At 65.8% G+C, this 24,528-nt stretch carries 24 protein-coding genes; 10 read left to right on the forward strand and 14 right to left on the reverse strand.

Features of this window, described 5'->3' with window-relative positions:
* Positions 1–78 precede the first annotated feature (78 nt).
* The 7 genes from choW to ade all read left to right on the forward strand — a co-directional run bounded on the left by choW (position 79) and on the right by ade (position 7,809).
* Complete coding sequence (gene choW / locus ACZ48C_RS10925; RefSeq protein WP_119256962.1) at positions 79–954, forward strand: choline ABC transporter permease subunit; 876 nt, start codon at positions 79–81, stop codon at positions 952–954.
* On the forward strand, positions 951–1,994 hold the full coding sequence (gene choV / locus ACZ48C_RS10930) for a choline ABC transporter ATP-binding protein (RefSeq protein WP_119256961.1): 1,044 nt from the start codon (positions 951–953) through the stop codon (positions 1,992–1,994). The genes choW and choV overlap by 4 nt, the downstream gene beginning before the upstream one ends.
* Positions 1,995–2,078: 84 nt before the next feature.
* Entirely contained in the window at positions 2,079–2,843 is a 765-nt protein-coding gene (locus ACZ48C_RS10935) for a HugZ family pyridoxamine 5'-phosphate oxidase (RefSeq protein ID WP_464781115.1), read from the forward strand.
* A 182-nt stretch (positions 2,844–3,025) separates the two neighbouring features.
* Positions 3,026–3,361 (forward strand): ArsR/SmtB family transcription factor, encoded by a 336-nt coding sequence (locus tag ACZ48C_RS10940; protein WP_119256959.1) that lies wholly within the window; start codon positions 3,026–3,028, stop codon positions 3,359–3,361.
* A gap of 160 nt (positions 3,362–3,521) precedes the next feature.
* A complete protein-coding gene (aptA, locus tag ACZ48C_RS10945; protein WP_119256958.1) occupies positions 3,522–4,847 on the forward strand; it encodes an omega-aminotransferase AptA in 1,326 nt (441 codons plus the stop codon).
* Between the two features lie 223 nt (positions 4,848–5,070).
* Positions 5,071–5,940, forward strand: coding sequence for an aldose 1-epimerase family protein (locus tag ACZ48C_RS10950; protein WP_464782806.1), 870 nt, complete (start codon positions 5,071–5,073; stop codon positions 5,938–5,940).
* Positions 5,941–6,114: 174 nt separating this feature from the next.
* Positions 6,115–7,809 (forward strand): adenine deaminase, encoded by a 1,695-nt coding sequence (gene ade / locus ACZ48C_RS10955; RefSeq protein ID WP_464781116.1) that lies wholly within the window; start codon positions 6,115–6,117, stop codon positions 7,807–7,809.
* 5 nt (positions 7,810–7,814) lie between these two features.
* Here the strand turns inward: ade and ACZ48C_RS10960 are convergent, their stop codons facing one another.
* The 3 genes from ACZ48C_RS10960 to bglA are packed head-to-tail and all read right to left on the reverse strand — an operon-like array spanning position 7,815 to position 10,051.
* Positions 7,815–8,111 (reverse strand): type II toxin-antitoxin system RelE/ParE family toxin, encoded by a 297-nt coding sequence (locus ACZ48C_RS10960; protein ID WP_464781117.1) that lies wholly within the window; start codon positions 8,109–8,111, stop codon positions 7,815–7,817.
* The gene (locus ACZ48C_RS10965; protein ID WP_464781118.1) at positions 8,104–8,352 is read right to left on the reverse strand and encodes a type II toxin-antitoxin system ParD family antitoxin; all 249 of its coding nucleotides are present in this window, start codon (positions 8,350–8,352) and stop codon (positions 8,104–8,106) included. Before ACZ48C_RS10965 ends, ACZ48C_RS10960 begins: the two co-directional genes overlap by 8 nt.
* Before the next feature lie 55 nt (positions 8,353–8,407).
* Positions 8,408–10,051, reverse strand: coding sequence for a beta-galactosidase BglA (gene bglA, locus ACZ48C_RS10970; protein ID WP_119256953.1), 1,644 nt, complete (start codon positions 10,049–10,051; stop codon positions 8,408–8,410).
* A gap of 148 nt (positions 10,052–10,199) precedes the next feature.
* Between bglA and ACZ48C_RS10975 the strand changes: the two genes are divergently transcribed.
* Together ACZ48C_RS10975 and ACZ48C_RS10980 are read left to right on the forward strand one after the other, a co-directional pair.
* A complete protein-coding gene (locus tag ACZ48C_RS10975) occupies positions 10,200–11,204 on the forward strand; it encodes an Ldh family oxidoreductase (RefSeq protein ID WP_464781119.1) in 1,005 nt (334 codons plus the stop codon).
* Positions 11,205–11,219: 15 nt separating this feature from the next.
* Entirely contained in the window at positions 11,220–12,134 is a 915-nt protein-coding gene (locus ACZ48C_RS10980; protein ID WP_464781120.1) for a sugar kinase, read from the forward strand.
* Positions 12,135–12,149: 15 nt separating this feature from the next.
* On the opposite strand, the gene der is transcribed toward ACZ48C_RS10980, so the two are convergent.
* The 3 genes from der to ACZ48C_RS10995 all read right to left on the reverse strand — a co-directional run bounded on the left by der (position 12,150) and on the right by ACZ48C_RS10995 (position 14,987).
* Positions 12,150–13,580, reverse strand: a complete 1,431-nt coding sequence (gene der / locus ACZ48C_RS10985; protein ID WP_454634956.1) for a ribosome biogenesis GTPase Der — start codon at positions 13,578–13,580, stop codon at positions 12,150–12,152.
* A gap of 36 nt (positions 13,581–13,616) precedes the next feature.
* Positions 13,617–14,288 carry a tetratricopeptide repeat protein gene (locus tag ACZ48C_RS10990; RefSeq protein WP_119257171.1) on the reverse strand — a complete coding sequence of 224 codons (672 nt, stop codon included), beginning with the start codon at positions 14,286–14,288 and terminating at the stop codon, positions 13,617–13,619.
* 114 nt (positions 14,289–14,402) lie between these two features.
* Positions 14,403–14,987 carry an NnrU family protein gene (locus tag ACZ48C_RS10995; protein ID WP_318909681.1) on the reverse strand — a complete coding sequence of 195 codons (585 nt, stop codon included), beginning with the start codon at positions 14,985–14,987 and terminating at the stop codon, positions 14,403–14,405.
* 139 nt (positions 14,988–15,126) lie between these two features.
* On the opposite strand from ACZ48C_RS10995, the gene ACZ48C_RS11000 reads away from it, so the two are divergent.
* Positions 15,127–16,140, forward strand: a complete 1,014-nt coding sequence (locus ACZ48C_RS11000; RefSeq protein WP_464781121.1) for a polysaccharide deacetylase family protein — start codon at positions 15,127–15,129, stop codon at positions 16,138–16,140.
* Positions 16,141–16,149: 9 nt separating this feature from the next.
* Here the strand turns inward: ACZ48C_RS11000 and bacA are convergent, their stop codons facing one another.
* The 8 genes from bacA to glpK form a co-directional block, all read right to left on the reverse strand.
* Entirely contained in the window at positions 16,150–17,427 is a 1,278-nt protein-coding gene (gene bacA / locus ACZ48C_RS11005; protein ID WP_119256946.1) for a bacteroid development protein BacA, read from the reverse strand.
* A 103-nt stretch (positions 17,428–17,530) separates the two neighbouring features.
* Positions 17,531–18,721, reverse strand: coding sequence for a YbfB/YjiJ family MFS transporter (locus ACZ48C_RS11010; protein WP_464781122.1), 1,191 nt, complete (start codon positions 18,719–18,721; stop codon positions 17,531–17,533).
* 76 nt (positions 18,722–18,797) lie between these two features.
* Positions 18,798–19,550, reverse strand: coding sequence for a type I methionyl aminopeptidase (gene map, locus ACZ48C_RS11015; protein ID WP_464781123.1), 753 nt, complete (start codon positions 19,548–19,550; stop codon positions 18,798–18,800).
* A 46-nt stretch (positions 19,551–19,596) separates the two neighbouring features.
* On the reverse strand, positions 19,597–20,658 hold the full coding sequence (locus ACZ48C_RS11020; RefSeq protein ID WP_464781124.1) for an LLM class flavin-dependent oxidoreductase: 1,062 nt from the start codon (positions 20,656–20,658) through the stop codon (positions 19,597–19,599).
* Between the two features lie 82 nt (positions 20,659–20,740).
* The gene (locus tag ACZ48C_RS11025) at positions 20,741–22,009 is read right to left on the reverse strand and encodes an RNA polymerase sigma factor (RefSeq protein ID WP_464781125.1); all 1,269 of its coding nucleotides are present in this window, start codon (positions 22,007–22,009) and stop codon (positions 20,741–20,743) included.
* Positions 22,006–22,380 carry a YciI family protein gene (locus ACZ48C_RS11030; RefSeq protein WP_424546641.1) on the reverse strand — a complete coding sequence of 125 codons (375 nt, stop codon included), beginning with the start codon at positions 22,378–22,380 and terminating at the stop codon, positions 22,006–22,008. The genes ACZ48C_RS11025 and ACZ48C_RS11030 overlap by 4 nt, the downstream gene beginning before the upstream one ends.
* Positions 22,381–22,474: 94 nt before the next feature.
* Positions 22,475–22,879 carry a hypothetical protein gene (locus ACZ48C_RS11035; protein ID WP_464781126.1) on the reverse strand — a complete coding sequence of 135 codons (405 nt, stop codon included), beginning with the start codon at positions 22,877–22,879 and terminating at the stop codon, positions 22,475–22,477.
* Between the two features lie 51 nt (positions 22,880–22,930).
* Positions 22,931–24,421: a glycerol kinase GlpK gene (gene glpK, locus ACZ48C_RS11040; RefSeq protein WP_464781127.1), complete on the reverse strand. Its 1,491-nt coding sequence runs from the start codon at positions 24,419–24,421 to the stop codon at positions 22,931–22,933.
* Between the last annotated feature and the right edge of the window lie 107 nt (positions 24,422–24,528).

The raw sequence follows: 24,528 nt of genomic DNA on the forward strand, positions 1-24,528 counted from the left end.
GACGTTTCGAAGAGACTTGAATCCGGATTTTTCGGAACCCGCTGCGTATCGTCAACTTTCAGCCAGGGGCTTGCTGCCGTGGATTGGCTCACCGTCTCAAAAATTCCGATCGGCCCGATCGCCAAGGACGTCGTCAGCTGGCTGACGACGAACGGCAAGGGCCTGTTCGATTTCCTGAAGGTCTTCCTGCAGGCCGGCATCGACGCCCTGCTCGTCCTCCTGCAGGGACCGTTCATCACCAGCCCCGGCGGCAAGCTCGCCTATGCGCTGTTCCTCATCGTCCTCGTCACGGGGGTGAGCTGGTATTTCCGCCGCTCGCTCGGCGTCGCCGTCTTCACCTTCCTCGGCCTGCTGCTCATCGTGAACCAGGGCTACTGGAAGGAGACGACGGAAACGCTGGCGCTCGTGCTGGCGGCGACCGGCGTCAGCATGGTCGTCGGCGTGCCGCTCGGCATCGCCGCCGCGCGCCGGCCGTGGTTCTACTCGATCCTGCGGCCGATCCTCGATCTCATGCAGACGATCCCGACCTTCGTCTACCTGATCCCGGCGCTCATCCTCTTCGGCCTCGGCATGGTGCCGGGCCTGATCGCCACCGTGATCTTCGCCATCCCCGCGCCGATCCGCCTCACCCGCCTCGGCATCATCTCGACGCCGCCCTCGCTGGTGGAGGCCGCCCAGGCCTTCGGCGCGACGCCCGGCCAGGTGCTGCGCAAGGTGGAGCTGCCCTTCGCCATGCCGCAGATCATGGCGGGCCTGACGCAGACCATCATGCTCTCGCTGTCGATGGTGGTCATCGCCGCGCTGGTCGGCGCCAAAGGCCTCGGCGTTCCGGTGGTGCGCGCGCTCAACACCGTGAACATCTCCATGGGCTTCGAGGCCGGCCTCTGTATCGTGATCCTCGCGATCATCCTCGACCGCCTGTTCCGCTCCTCCGACGAAGGAGACGCAAAATGACCGACGCCGTCGTCTTCAAGAACGTCTCCATCATCTTCGGCGACAATCCGCAAAGAGCGCTTGCACTGGCCGACGCCGGCAAATCGCGCGACGAGATCGGGGCGGAAACCGGGCTGGTGCTCGGCGTCGCCGACGCGACGCTGTCGATCACCGAGGGCGAGATCCTCGTGCTGATGGGCCTTTCCGGCTCCGGCAAGTCGACGCTGCTGCGCGCCGTCAACGGGCTCGCCCCGGTGGTGCGCGGCGAGGTGGAGGTCAAGGCCGGCAGCAGCAGCGTCGATCCCTACGGGGCGACGCAGAAGGCGCTGCGCGACTTCCGAATGCACACCGTCTCCATGGTGTTCCAGCAGTTCGCGCTGCTGCCCTGGCGCACCGTCGCGGACAATGTCGGCTTCGGCCTGGAACTTGCCGGCGTGCCGGACAGCGAGCGCAAGGCGCGCGTCGCCGAGCAGCTCGAGCTGGTCAACCTCGCCAAATGGGCGGACCGCAAGGTGAACGAGCTGTCGGGCGGCATGCAGCAGCGCGTCGGCCTTGCCCGCGCCTTTGCCACCGGCGCGCCGATCCTGCTCATGGACGAGCCGTTCTCCGCGCTCGACCCGCTGATCCGCACGCGCCTGCAGGACGAGCTGCTGGAATTCCAGCGCCGGCTGAAGAAGACCATCATCTTCGTCAGCCACGACCTCGACGAGGCCTTCCGCATCGGCAACCGCATCGCCATCATGGAAGGCGGGCGGATCATCCAGTGCGGCACGCCGCAGGAGATCGTCAGGAGCCCGGCCAACCAGTATGTCGCGGACTTCGTGCAGAACATGAACCCGATCAACATGCTGACGGCCGGCGACGTGATGCAGCCCGGCGCCTCCGGCGACAATGGCGGCGTGACGGCGACCGCCACGCCGCAGACCCCGCTCGTCGACGTGCTCGACGCCATGGCCCGCACGCCCGGCCATGTCGGCGTCGTCGACAACGGCACGGTGATCGGCACGATCAATGCACAGGATATCGTGAACGGATTGACGCGGCACCGCCGGCGCGGCTGACAGCGGCCGCCGATAAGGCTAGACAGGGCGGCGCCCCTTGACGGGCGCTGCCTTTTTCATTACCGCAAGCGGGAGCCGAAGACCATGACCGAGAAGGACAAGCCCAGCGTTCTGCGCGAAACGGACGACGACGCCCGCCGCCTCGCCCGCACCCTGCTGCGCTCGGCGCGAAGCTGCGCGCTCGCCGTGCTGGAGCCGGAAACCGGAACGCCCTTCGCAAGCCGCACCCTGACGGGGACCGACACCGACGGAACGCCCGTCATCCTCGTCTCCGCCCTTTCGGTTCACACCCAGGCGCTGAGGGCCGACAGGCGGGCCTCGCTGCTGGCCGGCGAGCCCGGCAAGGGTGATCCCCTCGCCCATCCGCGCCTCACCGTCATCTGCGAGGCCGAGGAAATCCCGCGCGAAAGCGAGGCGCGCGCGGCGCTGCGCGAACGTTTCATCCGCCGTCATCCCAAGGCGAAGCTCTATGTCGATTTCCCCGACTTCACCTTCTTCCGCCTCGTGCCGCAGCGCGCCTTCCTCAATGGCGGTTTCGGCAAGGCCTTCCTGCTGACGGCCGAAGACCTCCTGATTCGCTCCCCCGCCCGCGCGGCCCTCGCGGCGATGGAAACCGGCGCCGTCGAGCACATGAACAGCGACCATGCGGAAGCCGCGAATGTTTATGCGCGCCACTATTGCGGCGCCAGCGACGGCGAATGGATCATCGTCGGCCTCGATGCAGCGGGAATCGATCTCGCGAGCAGTGACAAGTTAAGACGTTTCGAATATGCACATGAACTTGAAGACGCGAAGGAACTTCGCAGCGAGTTGGCACGTTTGCTCCGCGAGGCAAGAGCAACGGGCTGATCCGCAGAGCGCATGAATCCACTGTTCGCGTCTATCGTTTTTGGAGAAGAAACTTATAGCATTGCGTGCACCCCGACCCCTGATTTCTTGCCACTTGATGGGAAGGGTTTTGCTTATATGCTAACAAGCGGATTCACATAAAAGCACAAGTTTTGAAGCGGAAACGCCCAAAGGAGTTTCAAATGGACAAGATTTCAGACGCAGAGCACGCACAGGCCGAGGTCGCATCCGATTTCCTTTCCGCCATGGCGAATCCCAAGCGCCTGCTCATCCTCAAGGTTCTGGTGGAAGGCGAGATCGCCGTCGGTGCACTGGCAAACCAGGTCGGACTCAGCCAGTCCGCCCTTTCGCAGCACCTGTCGAAGCTGCGCGCGCAGAATCTCGTGACCACGCGTCGCGACGCCCAGACCATCTATTATTCCAGCAAGTCGGATGCGGTGATGACCATCCTCGACTCGCTGGACCGCATCTACAAGAAGGCCGGCGCCGCCGCGGAAAAGAAGCTCCGCATCGCCTGATCTCTTCCCGGCCGGTGATTCGCGACGCCCCGAATGCCCATTCGGGGCGTTTTGCCGTCAAAGGGCTGCTTGACGCCCCCCACTGCCTTGCTAATTTGACCATCGGGTAAAAATACCAGCCGGGACGGCCCCCGCATTCAATGGCCGTGGGAGAGATCGCATGTCCAACCGCCTCAACACCCCCAACGATCTGCGCGCCTTCTGGATGCCCTTCACGGCGAACCGGCAGTTCAAGAAGGAGCCGCGCCTTTTCGTCGGCGCCAAGGACATGTACTACACCACCCATGACGGCCGTCAGGTACTCGACGGTACGGCAGGCCTGTGGTGCGTAAATGCCGGCCACTGCCGGCCGAAGATCACCGAGGCGATCCGCGAGCAGGCCGGCGAGCTCGACTACGCCCCCGCCTTCCAGCTCGGCCATCCCAAGGCCTTCGAGCTCGCCAACCGCCTCGTCGACATCGCCCCGGAAGGCATGGACCACGTCCTCTACACCAATTCCGGCTCCGAATCGGTCGAGACCGCGCTGAAGGTGGCGCTCGCCTATCACCGCGCCAAGGGCGACGGCTCGCGCTTCCGCCTGGTCGGCCGCGAGCGCGGCTATCACGGCGTCAATTTCGGCGGCATCTCCGTCGGCGGCATCGTCTCCAACCGCAAGATGTTCGGCACGCTGCTGACCGGCGTCGACCACATGCCGCACACCCACTTCCCGGACAAGAACGCCTTCTCGCGCGGCGAGCCGGAGCATGGCGGCGACATCGCCAGCGAACTCCAGCGCATCATCACCCTGCATGACGCCTCGACCATCGCAGCCGTCATCGTCGAACCGGTCGCCGGCTCGACGGGCGTGCTCATCCCGCCGAAGGGCTACCTCCAGAAGCTGCGCGAGATCTGCACGCAGCACGGCATCCTTCTGATCTTCGACGAGGTCATCACCGGCTTCGGCCGCCTCGGCGCGCCCTTCGCCGCGCAGTATTTCGACGTGAAGCCGGATATCATCACCACCGCCAAGGGCCTCACCAACGGCGTGATCCCGATGGGCGCGGTCTTCGTGACGTCGGAAATCCACGACGCCTTCATGAACGGCCCGGAACACATGATCGAGTTCTTCCACGGCTATACCTATTCCGGCAACCCGATCGCCTGCGCCGCCGCCCTCGGCACGCTCGACACCTACAAGGAAGAGGGCCTTCTGACCCGCGCCAGCGAGCTCGCCTCCTATTGGGAAGAGGGCCTGCACTCGCTGAAGGATTGCCCGAACGTCATCGACATCCGTAATGTCGGCCTGATCGGCGCCGTCGAACTCGCCTCCATCCCCGGCGAGCCGACCAAGCGCGCCTTCAACGCCTTCCTCAAGGCCTATGAGAAGGGCCTGCTTATCCGCACGACCGGCGACATCATCGCCCTCTCCCCGCCGCTCATCATCGAGAAGCCGCAGATCGACGAACTGTTCGGCAAGCTGCGCGAGGTCCTGCAGAACAATATCTGATCCGGCATGCCGGGCAGACGGAAATGGCGGCTCCGGCCGCCATTTTTTGATTCCCGCCGCAAGATGGCTTTTGCCCCTCACCCTAACGCTCTCCCCGCAGCCAAGGAGAAGGTGGCCGGCAGGCCGGATGAGGGGCAGGCGGCACATGCCGCTATCGACCACCGCTCTTGCAAGTCCGCCCCGTTCGGCGCAATTGTGCGGCCACCACGACGAGGGCCAGCCGATGCCGACCATGACCCGCATAGCGAACGAATTCCTCTCCATCGAGGTCTCCGCCCTCGGCGCCGAGATGCAATCGGCGACGACGCGCGACGGGGCGAACTGGCTGTGGAACGGCGACGCCGCCTTCTGGACCGGCCGCTCGCCGGTCCTGTTCCCCATCGTCGGCAAGGCGCCGGACGATACGCTGCTGATCGACGGCAAGCCCTATCCGATGGCGCAGCACGGCTTTGCCCGCCGGCGGGAATTCTCCCTCGAAGCGGCCGAGGAGAGCGCCTGCCGTTACGTGCTGGAAGCATCGGAGGAAACCCGCGCTGCCTATCCTTTCGATTTCCGGCTTACCGTCGAACACCGACTGGATGGCCCGTCGCTGACCGTCTCCGCCGAAGTGGAGAACCGTGGCACCGTCCCCATGCCCTTCGGCTGCGGCTTCCATCCCGCCTTCGTCTGGCCCCTGCCGGGCGCCACCGGCCGGCCGCACACCGTCACGCTCGACAATGGAGGAGAACCCGAGCGCCAGCCGCTGGAAAAGGGCCTCCTCTCACCCCACCGGCTCCCCTCGCCTTTCAGCGGCGGCCGGCTGACGCTCGCCCATGCGCTCTTTGACAACGACGCCCTCGTCTTCCCGCAGGGAGCCGGCACCGGCCTCACCTACACCGCCGAGGATGGCCCGGCCCTCAACTTCCGTTTCGAAAACCTGCCGAACCTCGCGCTCTGGACCAAGCCCGGCGCACCCTTCCTCTGCATCGAGCCGTGGCACGGCACGGCCGCCGAATATAGCGGCGCGCGCGAACTGAAGGGCCGGCCCTTCACCACCCTGCTTGCCGCAGGCGGGCACACACGCTTCGCCTTCACGGTGACTTTCCCACACTGAAGATTCGCCGTCTGGCCCTTTCTTCCTGCCGCGGCGGGACCAGAGCATTTCCAGCAAAAGTGCGAAGCGGTTTTGCGTAGGGAAATGCGGCAAACAAAGAGTTGGAGCGTTTTCGCGATTCGGAGAAAAGCGGAAATGCTCTAGAGTCTGCGAAAAGGGATTCGGAGACCAGCCATGACCGACTTGGAACGCTTCATCGACCAGGGAACCGGCCGCGAGCCAGCCGACATCGTGCTGAAGGGCGGGCAGTTCTTCGACCTCGTGACGGGCGAGCTCGTCGCCTCCGACATCGCCATCTGCGGCGAGCGTATCGTCGGCACCTGCGGCGAATACAAGGGCCGCAGGGAAATCGACATCACCGGCCGCATCGTCGTGCCCGGCTTCATCGATACGCATCTCCACATCGAATCCTCGCTGGTAACGCCGCACGAATTCGACCGCTGCGTGCTGCCCTACGGCGTCACCACCGTCATCTGCGATCCGCACGAGATCGCCAACGTGCTCGGCACCGAGGGCATCCAGTTCTTCCTCGACAGTGCGATGGAAACGATCATGGATATCCGCGTGCAGCTTTCGAGCTGCGTGCCGGCGACGCATCTGGAAACCTCCGGCGCCGACCTGCCGGTCGAGCGCCTGCTGCCGTTCCGCGACCATCCCAAGGTCATCGGCCTTGCGGAATTCATGAATTTCCCGGGCGTCATCCACAAGGACCTCGTCTGCCTCGCCAAGCTGGAAGCCTTCCAGGGCGGCCATATCGACGGCCACGCGCCGCTCCTTCGCGGCAATGACCTCAACGGCTACCTTTCCGCCGGCATCCGCACCGAGCACGAATGCACGACGGCCGAAGAGGCGCTGGAGAAGATTCGCAAGGGCATGCACATCCTCATCCGCGAGGGCTCCGTCTCCAAGGATCTCCTCGCCCTGATGTCGATCCTCACCGAACGGCTCTCGCCCTTCCTCGCGCTCTGCACCGACGACCGCAATCCGCTCGACATCGCCGAACAGGGCCATCTCGACTACATGATCCGCACGGCCATCGCCCACGGCCGCGCCCCGCTCGCCGTCTACCGCGCCGCCTCCATCTCCGCGGCGAAGGCCTTCGGCCTGCGCGACCGCGGCCTCGTCGCCCCCGGCTGGCGAGCCGACCTCGTCGTCGTCGATACGCTGGAGAACTGCAAGGCCGGAATGGTCTTCTGCGCCGGCCGCAAGGTGGACGACGCGCTCTTCGCGACCCGCAAGGCGGTGGAGCCCGTCGGCCTCGACAGCGTCAAGGCCCGCCCGGTCAGCGCCGCCCATTTCACCGTTCCCGTCACGGAGGGCGAGACCCCGGTCATCGGCGTGCTGCCCGGCAAGATCATCACCGAGCACCGCCGCTACCGCCTGCCGGCAAAAGGCAACCAGACCGCCGTCGATCTCGCGCAGGACATCATCAAGGTCGCCGTCATCGAGCGCCACGGCAAGAACGGCAACCACGCCAACGGCTTCGTGCAGGGCTTCGGCCTGAAGAAGGGCGCCATCGCCTCGACGGTCGGCCACGACAGCCACAATATCTGCGTCGTCGGCGTCGACGAGGACGACATGGCGCTCGCGGCGAACCGCCTCGGCGAGATCAAGGGCGGCTTCGTCGTGGTGGAGAACGGCAAGGTCACCGGCGAGATCGCCCTTCCTGTCGCCGGCCTGATGAGCCTCGAACCCTACGAGGCCGTGCGCGACACCCTGCACCACCTGCGCCAGGCCGCCTTCGCCCTTGGCGCCACGCTGGAAGAACCCTTCCTCCAGCTCGCCTTCCTGCCGCTGCCGGTCATCCCGCATCTGAAGATCTCGGACAGGGGGATGGTGGATGTGGATCGGTTCGCGCTGATCGGGTGAGGCTATCAGGCGGGAAACTCGTCCTCGTCGATATCCAGGTAACGGCTGAGCACACGCACGAGCACGAGATGGGTAGGATCGGCCTTATAGAAAAGAACGTAGTTTCCAATCACGAAGCTGCGCAGACCTGCCGCGAGCTCCGGCCGCGAACGGCCGGCCTCGGGATGCGACGAGAGCTTTCGCGCGACCGCTGCGATGCGGTCGAGGAGACGGTCGGCCGCCGCTTCGTTGTCGTCTGCGATATAGCGCCAGATCGCGATCAGGTCCTCTTCCGCTTGCGGAAGATGCATGATCTCAAGCACGGCCAGCTCGCGCCCGCGCCTTGATGGCATCGATGTCGAGCGGGGCAGCCGGGCCGCTTTCCAACCCTTCGCGGACGGCGTCCCGCAACGCGGCGATCTTCGCCTCCCGTTGCCGTTCGCGGTCCTCCAGAAGGCGCAGGCCGTCCCGCAGCACCTCGCTGGCGCTGGCATAACGGCCGCTGGCCAGAAGCTCGCGGACGAACGTCTCGTAGTGATTGCCGAGCGTATAGCTGGAGGCCATGGCGAAACTCCGAAGTATCACTTTATGATACTATCGGCGCCGGCCGCCTGCAAGCTCACAGCCGCACGCAGGCCATATCCAGCGCGTCCAGCTCGATCGTCCCGTCCTTCAGCTTCGCGCCGAAGCCGGGGACCGGCAGCGGCTCGCCGAGCTTCAGCGATTTCGCCGGCACGAATTCCGCCTTCTCGCGCGTCAGGTTGAAGACGAAAAGCAGCTTCTCGCCGGCCTTCTCGCGGGTGAAGGCGAGGATGTCGTGGTTGGAATGGAGGAAGGACATGTCGCCGTCGTGCAACGTCTCGTGCTCCTTGCGGAAGGCGAGCGTCGCGCGGTAGTGGTTGAGCACGGAGCCGGCGATCTTCTCCTGCGTATCGACGGCAAGGCGGGCATGGTCCTCCGGCACCGGCAGCCAGGGCTTGGCTGTGCTGAAGCCGGCATGGGCCTCGCCGCGCTGCCAGGGCATCGGGGTGCGGCATCCGTCGCGGCCCTTGAAGGCCGGCCAGAAGCGGATGCCATAGGGATCGCGCAGGTCCTCGAAGGCGAGCTCGGCTTCCGTGAGGCCCAGTTCTTCCCCCTGATAGAGGCAGATCGAGCCGCGCAGCGTCGAAAGCAGGGTGATCGCCAGCTTGGCGACGCGCTCGCGCTCTTCCGGCGCGTGGATGAAGCGGCTGACATGGCGGTCGACATCGTGGTTGGAGAAGGCCCAGCAGACCCAGCCGTCCTCCACCGCCCGCTGGAAGCTCTGCACGCATTTGCGGATATGGTCGGCCGTGAAATCCGGCCCGAGCAGGTCGAACGTGTAGCACATGTTCAGCTTGTCGCCGCCGCTCGTATACTCGGCGACGGTCTTCAGCGAGCGCGCGCCGTCGCCGACCTCGCCCACCGTCATGCGCCCCTCGTATTCGTCGAGTAGCGCGCGGAAGCGCTTGAGGAAATCGACATTCTCCGGCTGCGTCTTGTCGTAGCGATGCGTCTGCATGCCGTAGGGGTTCACGTCCGGCGCATCGAGGCCGATCTCGTCCGGGTTCGGCTCGTGGGGCGGATTGTCTCGCAGCTTCCTGTCGTGGAAATAGAAGTTCACCGTGTCGAGACGGAAGCCGTCCACGCCGCGGTCGAGCCAGAAGCGCACCGTCGACAGCAGCGCATCCTGTACGGCCTTGTTGTGGAAGTTGAGGTCCGGCTGCGAGGTCAGGAAGTTGTGCATGTAATATTGCTTGCGCACGCCGTCCCATTCCCAGCCCGGCCCGCCGAAGATCGACAGCCAGTTGTTGGGCGCCGTGCCGTCGGGCTTCGGATCGGCCCAGACATACCAGTCCGCCTTCGGGTTCGACCGGCTGGACCGGCTCTCGACAAACCAGGGATGCTGGTCGGACGTATGCGAGATCACCTGGTCGATGACGACCTTCATGCCGAGGCGATGGGCCTCGGCCAGCATCGCGTCGAAATCCGCCAGCGTGCCGAACATCGGATCGACGTCGCAATAATCCGAAACGTCATAGCCCATGTCCGCCATCGGCGACTTGAAGAAGGGCGAAAGCCAGATGGCGTCGACGCCGAGCGAGGCGATGTGCCCGAGCCGCCTGGTGATGCCCCTGAGGTCGCCCATGCCATCGCCGGTCGTGTCCTGGAACGAGCGGGGATAGACCTGGTAGATGACCGCGCCGCGCCACCAGTCGTCGGCCTTCTTGCGGGGCTTCGTCATGCGTTCTTGCTCCGGTTCCTGTTGCTTCGGGCAAGATGTAACGCGCGTCCCGTGCAGCGTAAACGGGCGGAGGCCGGATTTTTCGACGGTTGACGAAAGGCGGGCCGGTCTGGATGATATCGGCAAATTCCATAGAGAAGGTTGCCGTATGACCGATGACGTCACCCTTTCCCCGACGGAAGCAATGGACCTCGCCCGCACGGCGCTGATGCGCGTCGGCATGGCGGAGGCGGCAGCGGCGGCGCTCGCCCGCGCCACGCTGGACGCGGAAATGGCCGGCAAGCGCACGGTCGGCTTCCTGCACCTGACGGACTATCTCAGGAGCCTCGTCGACGGCAGGATCGCCGGACGGGCCGAACCGCTCATCACCTCGCCGGTACCCGCAATCATGAAATGCAACGCCATGGGCGGCGTGGCGCAGCACGGTTTTTCACTTGCCCATGAGGAGCTGGTGGCCAAGGCGAGGACCTTCGGCATCGCCGTCTTTTCCCTGCACAACAGCTATACGACCGGCGAACTCGGCTGGTATGCCGCCCGGCTCGCCGAAGAGGGCCTCGTCGCACTCGCCGCCACCAACGGCCCGGCGCTGATGGCCGGCGCGGGCAGCCGCCAGCCGGTCTACTGCACCAATCCGCTCGCCTTCGCCGCTCCCTTGGAGGACGGTCGCCTGCTCCTGATCGACCAGGCCTCCAGCATGGCGGCTTTCGTCGATATCCGCGAGGCGGCGGCGCGGGGCGAAGCCATCCCCGACGGCTGGGCGCTCGATCAGGAGGGTGAGCCGACCCGGGACCCATTCGCGGCCATGCAGGGCGCGCTGCTGGCCTATGGCGGCACCAGGGGAGCCAATATCGCCCTCATGGTGGAGGTGCTGGCGGCGGGCCTCACGGGCGCCAACTGGTCGCTCGACGCACCGGATTTCCAGGCGGGCGAGGCGACGCCCGGCATCGGCCTCTTCGTCCTTGCCCTCTCGCCGCAACTCTTCGCCGACGATTTCCCGGCCCGGCTCGCCGGGCAGGTGGAGCGCCTTTCCGGCGAATTCGGCGTGCACATCCCCGGCCTTCGCCGCATGGAACGGCAGCGGCAGGCGGAAAGCGCGGGCATCGTCTTGCCCCGCCAACTCTTTGACAGTATTTCCTCTTTCCGGCGCAATTGACCGGAGAGAACGGATATGGCGGGACGGCTGCTGGCGATCGGCGAATGCATGGTGGAACTGATGCAGGCCGAGGGTGGCCTGATGCGCAAGAGCTTTGCCGGCGACACGTTCAACACCGCCTATTACGCCCGGCAATACCTGCCGTCCGACTGGAGCGTCGACTATTTCTCCGCCGTCGGCACCGACACGATTTCCGACGAGATGCTGGCCTTCATGGAAGGCCACGGCGTCGGCACCGCCCATGTCGCGCGCATCGCCGGCCGCTCGCCGGGCCTCTACATGATCCACCTCAAGGACGGCGAGCGCAGCTTCTCCTACTGGCGCTCCGCCTCCGCCGCAAAGCTGCTTGCCCGCGACGGCGACCGGCTGCGCGCCGCCATCGAGGCTTCCGACATCATCGTCTTCTCCGGCATCACGCTGGCGATCCTGCCGGCGGAGGATGTGGAGACCCTGCTTTCCGAGCTGCGCCGCGCCAAGGCCGTCGGCAAGCGCGTCGTCTTCGATCCCAATATCCGCCCGCGCCTGTGGGACGACATGGACCGGATGCGCGCGACGGTCACCGAGGGCGCCCGCGCCGCGACGCTCGTCATGCCGAGCCTCGACGACGAGACGACCCATTTCGGCGACGCCTCGCTGGAGGCGACCATCGCCCGCTACGCCGCGCTCGGCGTCGCGGAACAGGTGGTGAAGGACGGTGGCGAGGGTGCGACGCTGGTCTTCGGCGGGAAGCGCAGCCATGTCCCGTCGGCGAGCGTCGAGAAGATCGTCGATACGACGAGCGCCGGCGACAGCTTCAACGGCGCCTTCCTCGCCCGCCTCGCGGCAGGCGCGGCGCCGCAGGAGGCCGCGCGCTTTGCGGCGGACGTCGCCGCCGCCGTCATCCAGCATCACGGCGCGCTGGTCGTAAAGGACAAGCTGCCGCAAGGCTGACCGGCAATCAGCCCGTCAGCGCTTCTTCTTCGCCTTGCCGGCATAGGGATTGTCCGACGCCCGGAAATGGATGCGGATCGGCACGCCCGGCAGGTTGAAGTCGTTGCGCAGGCCGTTGGTGAGGTAGCGGATATAGGATTCCGGCAGCGCGTCGGGGCGCGTGCAGGACACCATGAAGCCCGGCGGGCGGGCCTTCACCTGCGTCATGTATTTCAGCTTGAGGCGGCGGCCGGAAACGGCCGGCGGCGGATGCTGCGTCTGCACCGCGTCCAGCCAGCGGTTCAGCTTGGCGGTGGAGATGCGGCGGTTCCAGGTGCGGTCCGTGTCGATGACGGCCTGCATCAGCTTGTCGAGGCCCCTGCCCGTCTGGCCGGAGACCGGCACGGCGCGGATGCCGCGCGCCTGCGGCAGCAGCCGGTCGGTCTTCTCGCGCAGCTCCGCGAGCACGGCCTGCGGGTCGTCGATCAGGTCCCACTTGTTGAAGGCGAGCACGGCGGCGCGGCCCTCGCGCAGCACGAGATCGACGATCTGCAGGTCCTGCTTCTCGAAGGGAATGGTGGAATCGAAGACGATGACCACGGTCTCGGCGAAGCGGATGGCGCGCAGGCCGTCGGCGACGGAAAGCTTCTCCAGCTTCTCCTGCACCTTCGCCTTGCGCCGCATGCCGGCCGTGTCGAACATCTTGATCGTGCGGCCCTTCCAGTCCCATTCGACGGAAATGGAATCGCGCGTGATGCCGGCTTCCGGGCCGGTCAAGAGCCGGTCCTCTCCGAGGAAGCGGTTGATCAGCGTGGACTTGCCGGCATTGGGGCGGCCGACGATGGCGACGCGCAGCGGCTTCGTCTCGTCGTATTCCGGCTCGAAATCCTCGTCCGCTTCCGCGCCCTCGGCCATCTCGGCCCGCACGTCGATATTGGTCTCGGCCTCGTCTTCTTCGGGATAGGCGCGTTCCTCGCCGATGGCGGCGACGATGGCGTCGCGAAGGTCGAGCATGCCCTGCCCGTGTTCGGCGGAGATCGGCGTCGGCTCGCCGAGGCCGAGCGTGAAGGCATCGTAAAAGCCGCCGTCGGAGCCGCGGGCTTCCGACTTGTTGGCGACGAGCACGACGGGCTTGCCCTTGCGGCGCAGCATCTCGGCCAGCGTCTGGTCGACCGGGGTGAGGCCCATCTTGGCGTCGACCACGAAGAGCGAGAGATCGGCCTCCTCGATGGCGGCTTCCGTCTGGGCGCGCATGCGGCCCTGCAACGTCTCGGGCGCGGCCTCCTCGAGGCCGGCCGTGTCGATGATGCGGAATTTCAGATCGATGAGGCGGGCGTCGCCCGGCCGGCGGTCACGGGTGACGCCGGGCGTATCGTCGACGAGCGCGAGCTTCTTGCCCACGAGCCTGTTGAACAGGGTGGACTTGCCGACATTGGGGCGTCCGACAATGGCGACGGTGAAGCTCATGAACGTGTTCCGTTGTAGCGGCCGGCAGATGCCGGCTCAGGAGGACAGCTTGCCGCTTGCCGTGATCAGGTCAAGCAGCATCTGCGCGCGGTTGGCGACATTGCGCGGGCTTTCGCTGTCGTTGATTATGGCGTCGAACCATTCCTTGGCGCGCGCATAGTCCTCATGCTTGTAGGCCGAAAGGCCGAGGACCTCGCGGGCGGAATGGCGCAGCGCGCCCTGCGGCGTCGCAAGCTGCTCGGCCTCGGCCGAGACCTGATCGTAGGTGCCGGTATCGACGAGGAGATAGGCGGCGCGAAGGCGGGCCGCATCGCGCAGCGCCTGCGGCACCGAGCCGTCCTTGGAGATCGCCGTGAAGGCATCGATGGCGCCCTTGGCGTCGGTTTCCGCCAGCAGCGAGGCCGAGCGCATGCGGGCAAGCACCGGATAGGAGCCGAAGCCGTCCTTCTCGAGCGCGCCGAGCGCGGCCAGCGCCTCGTCCTTCTTGCCGTCGCGGGCGAGCGTCAGGGCGGCGAGGAACTCGTCGCCGGAAGCGGAAGCCTCGCGGTCGCGCCAGTATTCGTAGCCCACCTTGCCGATCGTGCCGAGCACGACGAGAACGGCCGCGCCGATGAGGATGCGGCCGAAACGCTTCCAGACCAGACGCATCTGATCGGAGCGCAATTCCTCGTTCACCTCGCGGATAAAGCTGTCGTCCTGATTTACCATGTCCTGCCCGGCGCCAACCAACGTTTAAAGTTAGCGCCTTCTACCCGATTTTCACGACGTTGTAAGGGGGCAGGCGCGAAAAGCCCCCGGGATAGGCCCGGGATAGGCAACGGATCACGGCAGCGGGGCGACGCCGATCAGCCATTCGTGAAGCTTGAGGACGATCACGGCATAGAGGGCGAGCCCGACAACGACGGCGATGACATCGTATTTCGCCGAGACGAAGACCGGCAGCTTGGTTTCCCCCGCCGCGATGCGCTTCTTGAGCGTGATGCGCAGGATGACCGCCCAGGCGAGGATCGTCACGAAGAGCAGCACGGAATAGCTCTCGCCGTTCGCCAGCAGATGCGCCAAGGCCCAGATCTTGATGGCGACGAGGATCGGGAACTTCAGTTTCGTGCGGATATGGCCGGGCGGCAGGAAGCCCGCCACGAGACAGATCGCGGCGATGGCCATCAGCGTCAGCGTGATATGCGCCATGAAGGCGGGCGGGAAATACAGCATCTCGCCGCCGTTCTCGCGCGCGTCGATGAAGCCGTAGACGATGAGGGCGAGGCTCGCCAGCGACACGATGCCGTGCAGCGCCATCCAGCCCGGCTTGCCGAGCGCGGCGATGCCGGCATTGCGCAGCCCCGGCGCGACGGGGCGCAGGAGATGGGTGGCGATGAAGAGAACGAGACCGATGATGAGCAACGTCATGAAAATGCCCCTTGAAGAAAAATCGGCGGATGGCCGTCACCATTGGAATATCCGTCGCGCGGCGACAATTCCAGCCCGATCAAAGGATTGCCGCATTCGGAATCGATGAGAGACCCTTTGCAAATTGTCGCGGGTAGCCATGTCCTCCTTGTTTTCGCCTCGTTCCCTCCTTCTTCCCCTCGCCGTGGCGCTCGCCGCCGGGCCGGCGCTCGCGGGGGACGAGGCGGTGGAGACCGCAAAGCGCAAGCAGCTCGTCATCGTCTCCTTCGACGGCGCGCACGACAACCTGCTCTGGGAAAAGAGCCGCGCCATGGCCAAGCGCACCGGCGCGCATTTCACCTATTTCCTCTCCTGCACCTTCCTTTTCCCGAAGGCCGAGCGCGCCAAATACCAGGCGCCGCACGAAAAGCGCGGCCGCTCGAATGTCGGCTTCGCGCCGGACCGGGAGGATACGATCCTCCGGCTCGGCGAGATCTGGCTCGCCAGGCTGGAAGGCCACGACATCGGCAGCCATGCCTGCGGCCATTTCGACGGCGGCAAGTGGAGCGCGGAGGACTGGAAGGCCGAGTTCGCCTTCTTCCGGGAGTCGCTGAAGAACGCCTGGCAGAATGCCGGCGTCGGCGAGCGCGAGCCGGCAGACTGGAAGCGCTTTGCCGAAGAGGACATCAAGGGTTTTCGCGCGCCCTATCTTTCGGCCGGAAGCGGCCTTGTGAAGGCGCTGGAGGCTGACGGCTTTGCCTATGATGCAAGCCTCGTCACCAAGGGGCCGGCCATGCCCGTGGCTAGCGGCGACATCGCCCGCTTCGGCCTGCCGCTCGTTCCGGAAGGCGCATCCCAGCGTCCCGTCATCGCCATGGACTACAATCTCTATGTCCGCCATTCCAAGGGCAAGGAGAACCCGGAAAAGAGCGCCGCCTTCGAGGAAAGCACGCTGAAGGCCTATCGCGACGCCTTCGCCAAGCAATATGACGGCGAACGCATTCCGCTGCAGCTCGGCTTCCATTTCGTCGAGATGAATGCGGGCGCCTACTGGCGCGCGCTCGACCGCTTCCTGACGGAGACCTGCGGCAAGGCGGATGTCGCCTGCGTCAGCTATGCCGGCGCGCTGGACATCCTAGCGAAAGAGAAGAAGGCGGCCGGAGCCGCCCTCTGATCGCAATCCTTACGGTTCGTTGGCCGCAAGCTCGCCTTCGACGGCCGCCCTTTTCAGGTAGCGCTCGTCGATATCGGGCAGCGGCTGGTCGTCGATCGCCGCCTCGAAGGCCTTGAGGCGCTTGTAGATCGACAGAAGCTCGACGATCGTCGTCCAGGAATTGACGAGATACTGGAACGACTCGCGCACTTGCCCGAACACGTTCTGGATCTGGCTCATCACGCCGAGCGTCAGCTTGCCGGCGACGATGGAGGGCACCAGAACGAAGGTGCCGAAGAGATTGTCGGCCTGCAGGTAGAAGATGCGGGCGACGTTGAAATAGAGATAGTGGAAATAGAGGCGGAAATAGTTCTTCCGCACATTGGCGAAGAGCTCGGCCACCGTCGGCGGCTGCGCCCGGTCGGCATGGTCCTCGCCATAGACCAGCTCCTTGCGGTAGGCCGCCTCGACGCGCTGGTTGCGGAATTCCAGGCCCGGCAGCTTGATGCCGACGGCGGCCAGGAACACCGTGCCGAACAGCGACCAGCAGATCGCCGCCCAGACGAGGGCATGCGGAACCTCGCCGACGAAAGGCAGCACCGTCACCGTGCTGGAGAACTTGAACAGCACCGGAAGGAAGGCGACGAGCGTCATGATCGAGGAAACGAGGCTGACGCCGAGCCCTTCGACGGTGCGCGAGAAGCGCATCGTGTCGTCCTGCACACGCTGCGAGGCGCCCTCGATATGGCGCAGCTTGTCCCAGTGGGACATGTAGAAATCGTTCATCGCCGTGCGCCAGCGGAAGACGTAGTGGCTGACGAAGAACAGGTTCAGCGTGCCGACGGTGATGGCAACGAAGGCGATGCCCGCAAAGCCGATCATGCCGACATAGATCTCGGTTTCCGTCGGGATCGGCTCGGTGCGCGCGAGGCCGCGCTGGATCATGTCGTAGAACGGCCCGTACCACGCATTGATGGCGACGCTTACCTGCACCGAGAAATAGGTGTTGAAGATGATCAGCGCCGAGCCGAGCACGGACCAGAGCTGCCATTGATGCGGGCGATAGGCGAACCAGAAGGCCGCGAACAGCCCGACCATCACCGCATAATAGATGTAGAACCAGAGGAAGGGCGCCGACCAGAAGACGGAGACCCCGACGACCGCTTCCTCGCCCGGCTTCAACGGCGGCAATCCGATATAGGCGCCGAGATCGCCTCCCCCGGCATACCAGATAATCATGGCGAGGGCCGACCAGAGGACGACGGACGGGAAGAACAATCTGGGATAGGGGAAGAAGGAGACGAACAAAGGAATAGCTTTCGTTTCTCGTAGGCCGGGCGACGCGAAGCACGCCGAAGATGCGCAGAACCTAAAGGAGTTTGCGCAGCACAACAATTGGTGCCCCGGGGCATTACCGAGATTTAATGGAAAGCGCGCCGCCGAGCACGGTGATGGCCGCGGCAAGGAGCAGGATGCCGGCCGCCGCAAGGCTCGGCAGGGCGTAGCTTCCCGTGCGCGCGGCGAGGAACCCGGCCCCGAGCGGGCCGATGATCTGCCCGACGCCGAACGCTGCCGTCATCAGGGCGAGAACCTGGCGCGGGCTCCGGCTGGCGAGAACCCGCCCGAGCTGCAGGCCATAGGCAGTGATGACGATGAAGGTGAGGCCGAGAAGAACGCCCCCGACCAGCGCCGACCACGGAAAGGGCAGCAGGACCGTCGCCGCGACGCCGACCGTTTCCACGAGGATCGCGAGCAGGTAGGCCATGGCGACGCCGCTGCGACGCTCGACGGGTTTCCAGGCGATGAGCGACAACGCCGCCGCACCGCCGGTGACGAGCCATGTGAGGCATTCGAGCAGCGGGCTCTCCGCCCCTTCCCGCGCGATGGCGACGATGAACGTGGCGGTCACCACATAGCCGATGCCGAAGAGACCGTAGCTCAGCGTCAGTGCCACGAGCGGCCGCGTCCAGACAATCGGCGGCTCGCGCACGGCCGACGCGCCGCCTTCCGGCCGTGGCAGCAGCGCCATGACGGCGGCAAGGCCGGCGGCGGCGAGCAGCGCGCCGAAAAGCCAGTCCGCCCGCCATGCCGGGAGCGCGGAAAAGTCGATGAAGGAGAGAAGGTAGACGAGCACGGCCGAGACCGCGATACCGCTGCCGACGCCGGAAAAATGCGCCATCTGCACGCGCGGATCGCCATGAACGAGCCCGATGGACAGCACGATACCCGATGTGAAGATCATGGCGAAGGCGCTGGCGAGACCCGCGAGGAAACGGATGACGGACAGTGCCGCGACACCGGAGAAAAGCCCCATGGCCAAAAGCAGCAGGACGGTCGCGGCGAGAGCGCCGATTGCCAGAGACCGCTCCCGGCCGGCGGCCCAGCCATAGGCGGCCAGCACCGCGCCGATCAGGTATCCGGCGAAATTCGCCGCCGCGATGATGCCGGCATCGGCGGCATTGAGGCCGAGCCCCGCCATCATGCCCGGCAGGACCGGCGTATAGAAGAAGCGGCCGAGCCCCATGGCCACCGCCATGGCGAGCGCGCCGGCAATGGCGGCGCGCAGGGTCACGCGCGAAGAAGCGGCTGTGCGTTGCATCATGGCGGGACCATTGCACTGCAACATGGCCACGGCAAACGACATTTATTGATCGTCGGATCAGCGCGGGTGAAGGCTCTCAGCCCGGCAGCGTCACCACCAGCGGGCCGTTGCGCGTGGCGACGACCGTGTGCTCGAACTGCACCGTCGGCGCGCTCGGCTCGCTGTAGAGCGTCCATTCGTCCTTGTCGCCGCCTTCGGCCCAGTTCGCCCCGAGCGAGAGGAACGGCTCGACCGTGAAGACGAGGCCTTCCGTCATGCGGCGCTTTTCCTGCGGGTCCGGCCAGGTGGCGATTTCCGTCGGCTCCTCGTGCAGCGAGCGGCCGACGCCGTGGCTGGCGAGATTGGCGATCAGCGTATAGCGGTTCTTGCGCGCGAAGGCGCCGATGGCATTGCCGACCTCGGCCAGCGGCTTGCCGGCCTTGACTTCCTTGAGACCGACCCAGAGCGCCCGCTTGCCGTCGCGGCAAAGCCGCTCCACCGCCGGCACCGAGCGGCCGACCGTGAAGGATGCGCCCGTATCGGCGAAATAGCCGTCGAGCTCGGCGGAAACGTCGATATTGACGAGGTCGCCTTCCCTGATCACCCGCTCGCCCGGAATGCCGTGCGCCACTTCTTCGTTGACGGAAATGCAGGTCGCACCCGGAAAATTGTAGCAGCTTTCCGGCGCCGAACGGGCGCCCGTCGCCTCCAGCATGCGCCGGCCGATCAGGTCGAGCTCGGCCGTCGTCATGCCGGGCCGGACGGCGGTCGACATGTGCTGCAGCACGTTCGCGCAGATCCGGCCGATCGCCTTCAGGCCGTTGAGGTCTTCATCGTTTCCAAGGGTCATCGCATCTCTCTTTCGCGGGGCGTCCTAGCACGTCCGCGCCGCGCTGTCAGGCGGAAGGGGCCATTTCCGCCCTGGGCTCGTCCGCCAGCATCTCGCGCACCAGCGGCGCGACCTTGGTGCCGTAGAGCTCGATCCCGCGCAGGATGCGCTCGTGTGGCATCAGGCCGATGGCCATCTGGAGCAGGAAACGGTCGTTGCGGAAGATCCTGTGGTGGGCGACGATCTTCCGCGCGACTGTTTCCGGATCGCCGAGGAAGAGATGGCCGTCCGGCCCGGTCGACTGGTCGAACTGCGCCCGGCTCGTCGGCCCCCAGCCGCGCTCGCGGCCGATGCGGTTCATAACCTCGGCCTGCGGCCCGTAGAAGGTGTCGGCCGCTTCCGCCGTCGTATCGGCGATGAAGCCGTGCACGTTGATGCTGGTCTTCAGCTTCGCCTCGTCCTGTCCCGCCCGCCGCGCGGCCTCGCGGTAGAGATCGAAGAGCGGCGCATAGCGCGCCGGCGTGCCGCCGATGATGGCGAGCGCCAGCGGCAGGCCATAGGCCCCTGCCCGCGCCACCGACTGCGGCGTGCCGCCGACGGCGATCCAGACCGGCAGCCGGCCATGGAGGGGCCGCGGATAGACGCCGATGCCCGAAAGCGGCGGACGCATGACGCCGTTCCACGAGACCTTCTCGCTTTCGTTGAGGGCGAGCAGCAGGTCGAGCTTTTCCTCGAAGAGCTGGTCGTAGTCGTCGAGCGCATAGCCAAAGAGCGGGAAGGATTCGATGAAGGAGCCGCGCCCCGCCATGATCTCCGCCCGGCCGCCCGACAGAAGATCGACCGTCGAGAACTGCTGGAAAACGCGCACCGGATCGTCCGACGACAGCACCGTCACCGCGCTCGAAAGACGGATGGTCTTGGTGCGCGCCGCCGCCGCGGCCAGGATAACGGCCGGCGCAGAGGCGGCATAATCCGGCCGGTGATGCTCGCCGAGCCCGAAGACATCGAGCCCCACCTGATCGGCAAGCTCGATCTCTTCCAGCAGGTTCTTCAGCCGCCGCTCCCCTTCCCGCCCCTTGTCGGGGGCATTGGGATCGACATCGGCGAAAGTATAGAGGCCAAGTTCCATGGGATGTTCCATATGAGAGGATTTTCCCTCAGATATGGCGCTCAGGCGGAGGTTGGAAGAGGCGTCGGGGGAAACAGTGTGTTCACGGCGCGGGAAGCACCGCGCCGTCCGCCGCCTCGCGCTGCATGCTGTCGAGATGCTGGCGGATATGGGCCGCCTCGGCCGAGGTGGTGGCGAGCGCGATGGCGCGGTCGAAGGCCTGATGCGCCTCCGCATAGCGGCCGAGCTGCTTGAGGAGCCCGCCACGCAGGCCATGGAAATAGAAATAGCCGTCGAGCTTTTCCGCCAGCGGCTCGATCAGCGCCAGCGCCGCCTCCGGCCCGTCGCGCTTTGAGACCGCGACGGCACGGTTGAGCCGCACCACTGGCGAGGGCTGGAGGCGCTCCAGCGTCTGGTAGAGAAGGTCGATCTCCACCCAGTCCGTCTCCGCCGCCGTCGCGGCGCGGGCATGCAGCGCGGCGATGGCCGCCTGTATCTGGAAGGGGCCGGGCGCGCGGTGGCGCAGCGCCTTGTCGATCAGCACCAGCGCCTCGTCGATGAGCGCGCGATCCCAGAGCGAACGATCCTGATCCTCCAGCAGCACGATCTGCCCGTCCGCGTCGAAGCGGGCGTCGAGCCGGGAATGCTGGATGAGCAGCAGCGCCGTCAGCCCCATGATCTCCGGCTCCGCCGGAAAGAGCTTGAGCAGCAGCCGGGCGAGCCGGATCGCCTCCGTGCAGAAGGGCGTATCCGCCTTCTCCGGCACACCGGCCGAATAACCCTCGTTGAAGACGAGATAGATCATCGCCGCGACGAGGCCGAGCCGTTCGGCCCGCGCCACGGCATCGGGCGTCTCGAAGGGAATGCCGGCCGCGCCGACCTTGGCCTTGGCGCGGGTGATGCGCTGCTCCATCGCCGCTTCCGAGACGAGGAAGGCCCGTGCGATCTGCCTGACCGAAAGCCCTGAGACGATGCGCAGCGCCAGCGCGATCTGCTGTGTCGCCGGCAGTTCCGGATGGCAGCAGACGAAGAGCAGGCGCAGAATGTCGTCGCGGTAATGCGCGCCGTCCAGCCGGTCGGCAAGGTCGCTTTCGGTGTCCTCAAGGTCGGACAGCACCTCCTCGGGCGGCAGCGGCTGGGTTTTCGCGCGCTTCCTCACCTGGTCGATGCCGCTGTTGCGGCCGACGAAGATGAGCCATGCGGCCGGATCGCGCGGCGGGCCCTTGTCGGGCCATGTCCTCAGCGCGCGAAGGCAGGCTTCCTGAAAGGCCTCCTCCGCCATGTCGAGGTCACGGAAGTAGCGCAGCAGCGCCCCCATGGCCTGCGGCCGCGCCGAGGTGAGCGCCAGGTCGATCCAGGCAAGGTCCGTCATGTTATGGGCACTCCCGGATTGAAGAACTGCAACGGCCGGATCTCATAGGTCCCGTTCGCCGGATTGGCGGCGGAGAGCTCGCGGGCGAACTGGATCGCCTCCTCCAGCGTTTCCGCCTCAAGCACGAAGAAGCCGAGGAACTGCTCCTTGGTCTCGGCGAACGGACCGTCCATGACGATATTGTCCGTCGGGCCCTTGCGCACGGTGACGGCCGCCGTCGTCGGCATCAGCCGCGCGACGGGCCCGAGCTTGCCGGCCTCGGCATAGCGCTGGTTGACGGCGCCGAGATCGGCCATGACCTTGTCGTCCAGCTCCTTCGACCAGGCGCAGACTTCGCTTTCGGCATCGTAACAAAGAACGGCATACAGCATGGTGAACTCCCGTGGTTGATAGACGCAGGAGTAACGCCTCAGCCGACAGGGCGCACCGGAATATTTTTGATTTTCGGCAGGAAGTGCCGCCCGCTCAGATCTTGAACACGTCGTCCTGCCGGAACACGATGACGTAGCCGCCCATCGCTTCGGCTTCGCGCGCCCAGTCCAGCAATTGCGAATGGTACGGCTCGCGCCGCCAGATATCAGGGTGGACGGGATCGACCAGAACTGTAACCTGCGGCCCCTGCCGGTAGACCATCATGTGCGAGCGCGACGGCTCCCACGCTTCCGCGAGCCCTTCGTCAGTCATCCACAGACAGAGGAAATCCCGGCAGACCGATGGCCGATCCGCATAGATCGAGCACCCCTCGCCCGCGACGCAATGCCGGCACCATGCATTGGCAGGCTTGTCGAGGGCATCGATGTCGGGCAGCCGGCAGCAGAGCGTGCAGGTGCCGCAGGATCGGCCGGCAACAACGTTAGGGGATGATTGCATGGCCGGTGCATAGCATCCGGCCGCCAAGCCTAGAAGGGCCGGTGATGCGAATTACGCGCTCAGCGTCCGCCGCACCGCATCCTTCCAGCCCCTGATCTTCACCGCGCGCGTCTTCTCGTCCATCTTGGGCGTGAAGCGCGTGTCGCGCGCCCAGGACTTGGCGAAGCCCTTCCGGTCCGGCCATACGCCCGCGCGCTGGCCGGCGAGCCATGCCGCGCCGAGGGCCGTCGTTTCAAGGATGGTCGGGCGGTCGACGGGCGCGTCGAGGATGTCGGAAAGGCGCTGCATGGTCCAGTCGGAGGCGACCATGCCGCCGTCGACGCGTAGCACGGTTTCCTTGCCGTTCGCCTTCCAGTCCTTGTGCATGGCGTCGAGCAGGTCGCGCGTCTGGTAGCAGACGGCTTCCAGCGCCGCGCGGGCGAATTCCGCCGGGCCGGTGTTGCGCGTCATGCCGTAGATCGCCGCGCGCGCCTCCGGGTCCCAGTGCGGCGCGCCGAGGCCGGTGAAGGCGGGCACGAGATAGACGTTCTGCGTCGGGTCGGCCTTGGCGGCAAGGTCGCCGGTATCGGGCGCGGCCTTGATGACCTTCAGCCCGTCGCGCAGCCATTGCACGGCCGCGCCCGCGATGAAGATCGAACCCTCCAGCGCATAGGTCGTCTCGCCGTCGAGGCGGTAGGCGATGGTGGTGAGCAGGCGGTTCTTCGAGCGCACCATGTCCGGCCCGGTATTGAGCAGCGCGAAGCAGCCGGTGCCGTAGGTGGATTTCATCATGCCCGGCTCGAAGCAGGCCTGGCCGATGGTCGCCGCCTGCTGGTCGCCGGCAACGCCGAGGATCGGGATTTCCGCGCCGAACAGGCTTTTCTCCGTCATGCCGAAATCGGCCGCGCAGTCCAGCACCTCCGGCAGCATGGCCTTCGGCACGCGGAGGATCTCCAGCAGCTCGTCGTCCCATTCGTTCGACGCGATGTTGTACATCAGCGTGCGGCTGGCATTGGTGGCGTCGGTGACATGGGACTTGCCGCCCGTCAGCCGCCAGATGAGGAACGTGTCGATGGTGCCGAAGCAGAGGTCGCCTTTGGCGCCCCGCGCCCGCGCGCCCTTCACGTTGGACAGCATCCAGGAGAGCTTGGTGCCGGAGAAATAGGGATCGAGCAGCAGGCCCGTCTTCTTGGTGAAGGTCTTTTCGAGGTCCTGCTTTTTCAGCTTCTCGCAATAGGAGGCGGTGCGGCGGTCCTGCCAGACGATGGCGTTGTGGATCGGCCTGCCGCTCTCGCGCTCCCAGACGACGACCGTCTCGCGCTGGTTGGTGATGCCGATGGCGGAAATGTCGGAGGCCTTGACGCCGGCCTTCTTCAGCGCCGCCTTCACCGACCAGACGACGCTTTCCCAGATTTCCTCGGGATCGTGCTCGACCCAGCCGGACTGCGGAAAGATCTGCGTGAATTCCTTCTGGCCGGAGCCGACGACCTTCTGGTTGCCGTCGAAGACGATCGCCCGGCTCGATGTCGTGCCTTGGTCGATCGCGAGAACATATCCGCCCATGCTTCCCTCCCGGTGAAGGGCCGCTCCCAGGCCCTTCGGAATCTTCAATACGATACAAAAACGAATGTCAAAGGAAAATAAAACGCAAATCGCGCTTTGCCCTCAGC

Source organism: Shinella sp. 1A1, from assembly GCF_055379515.1.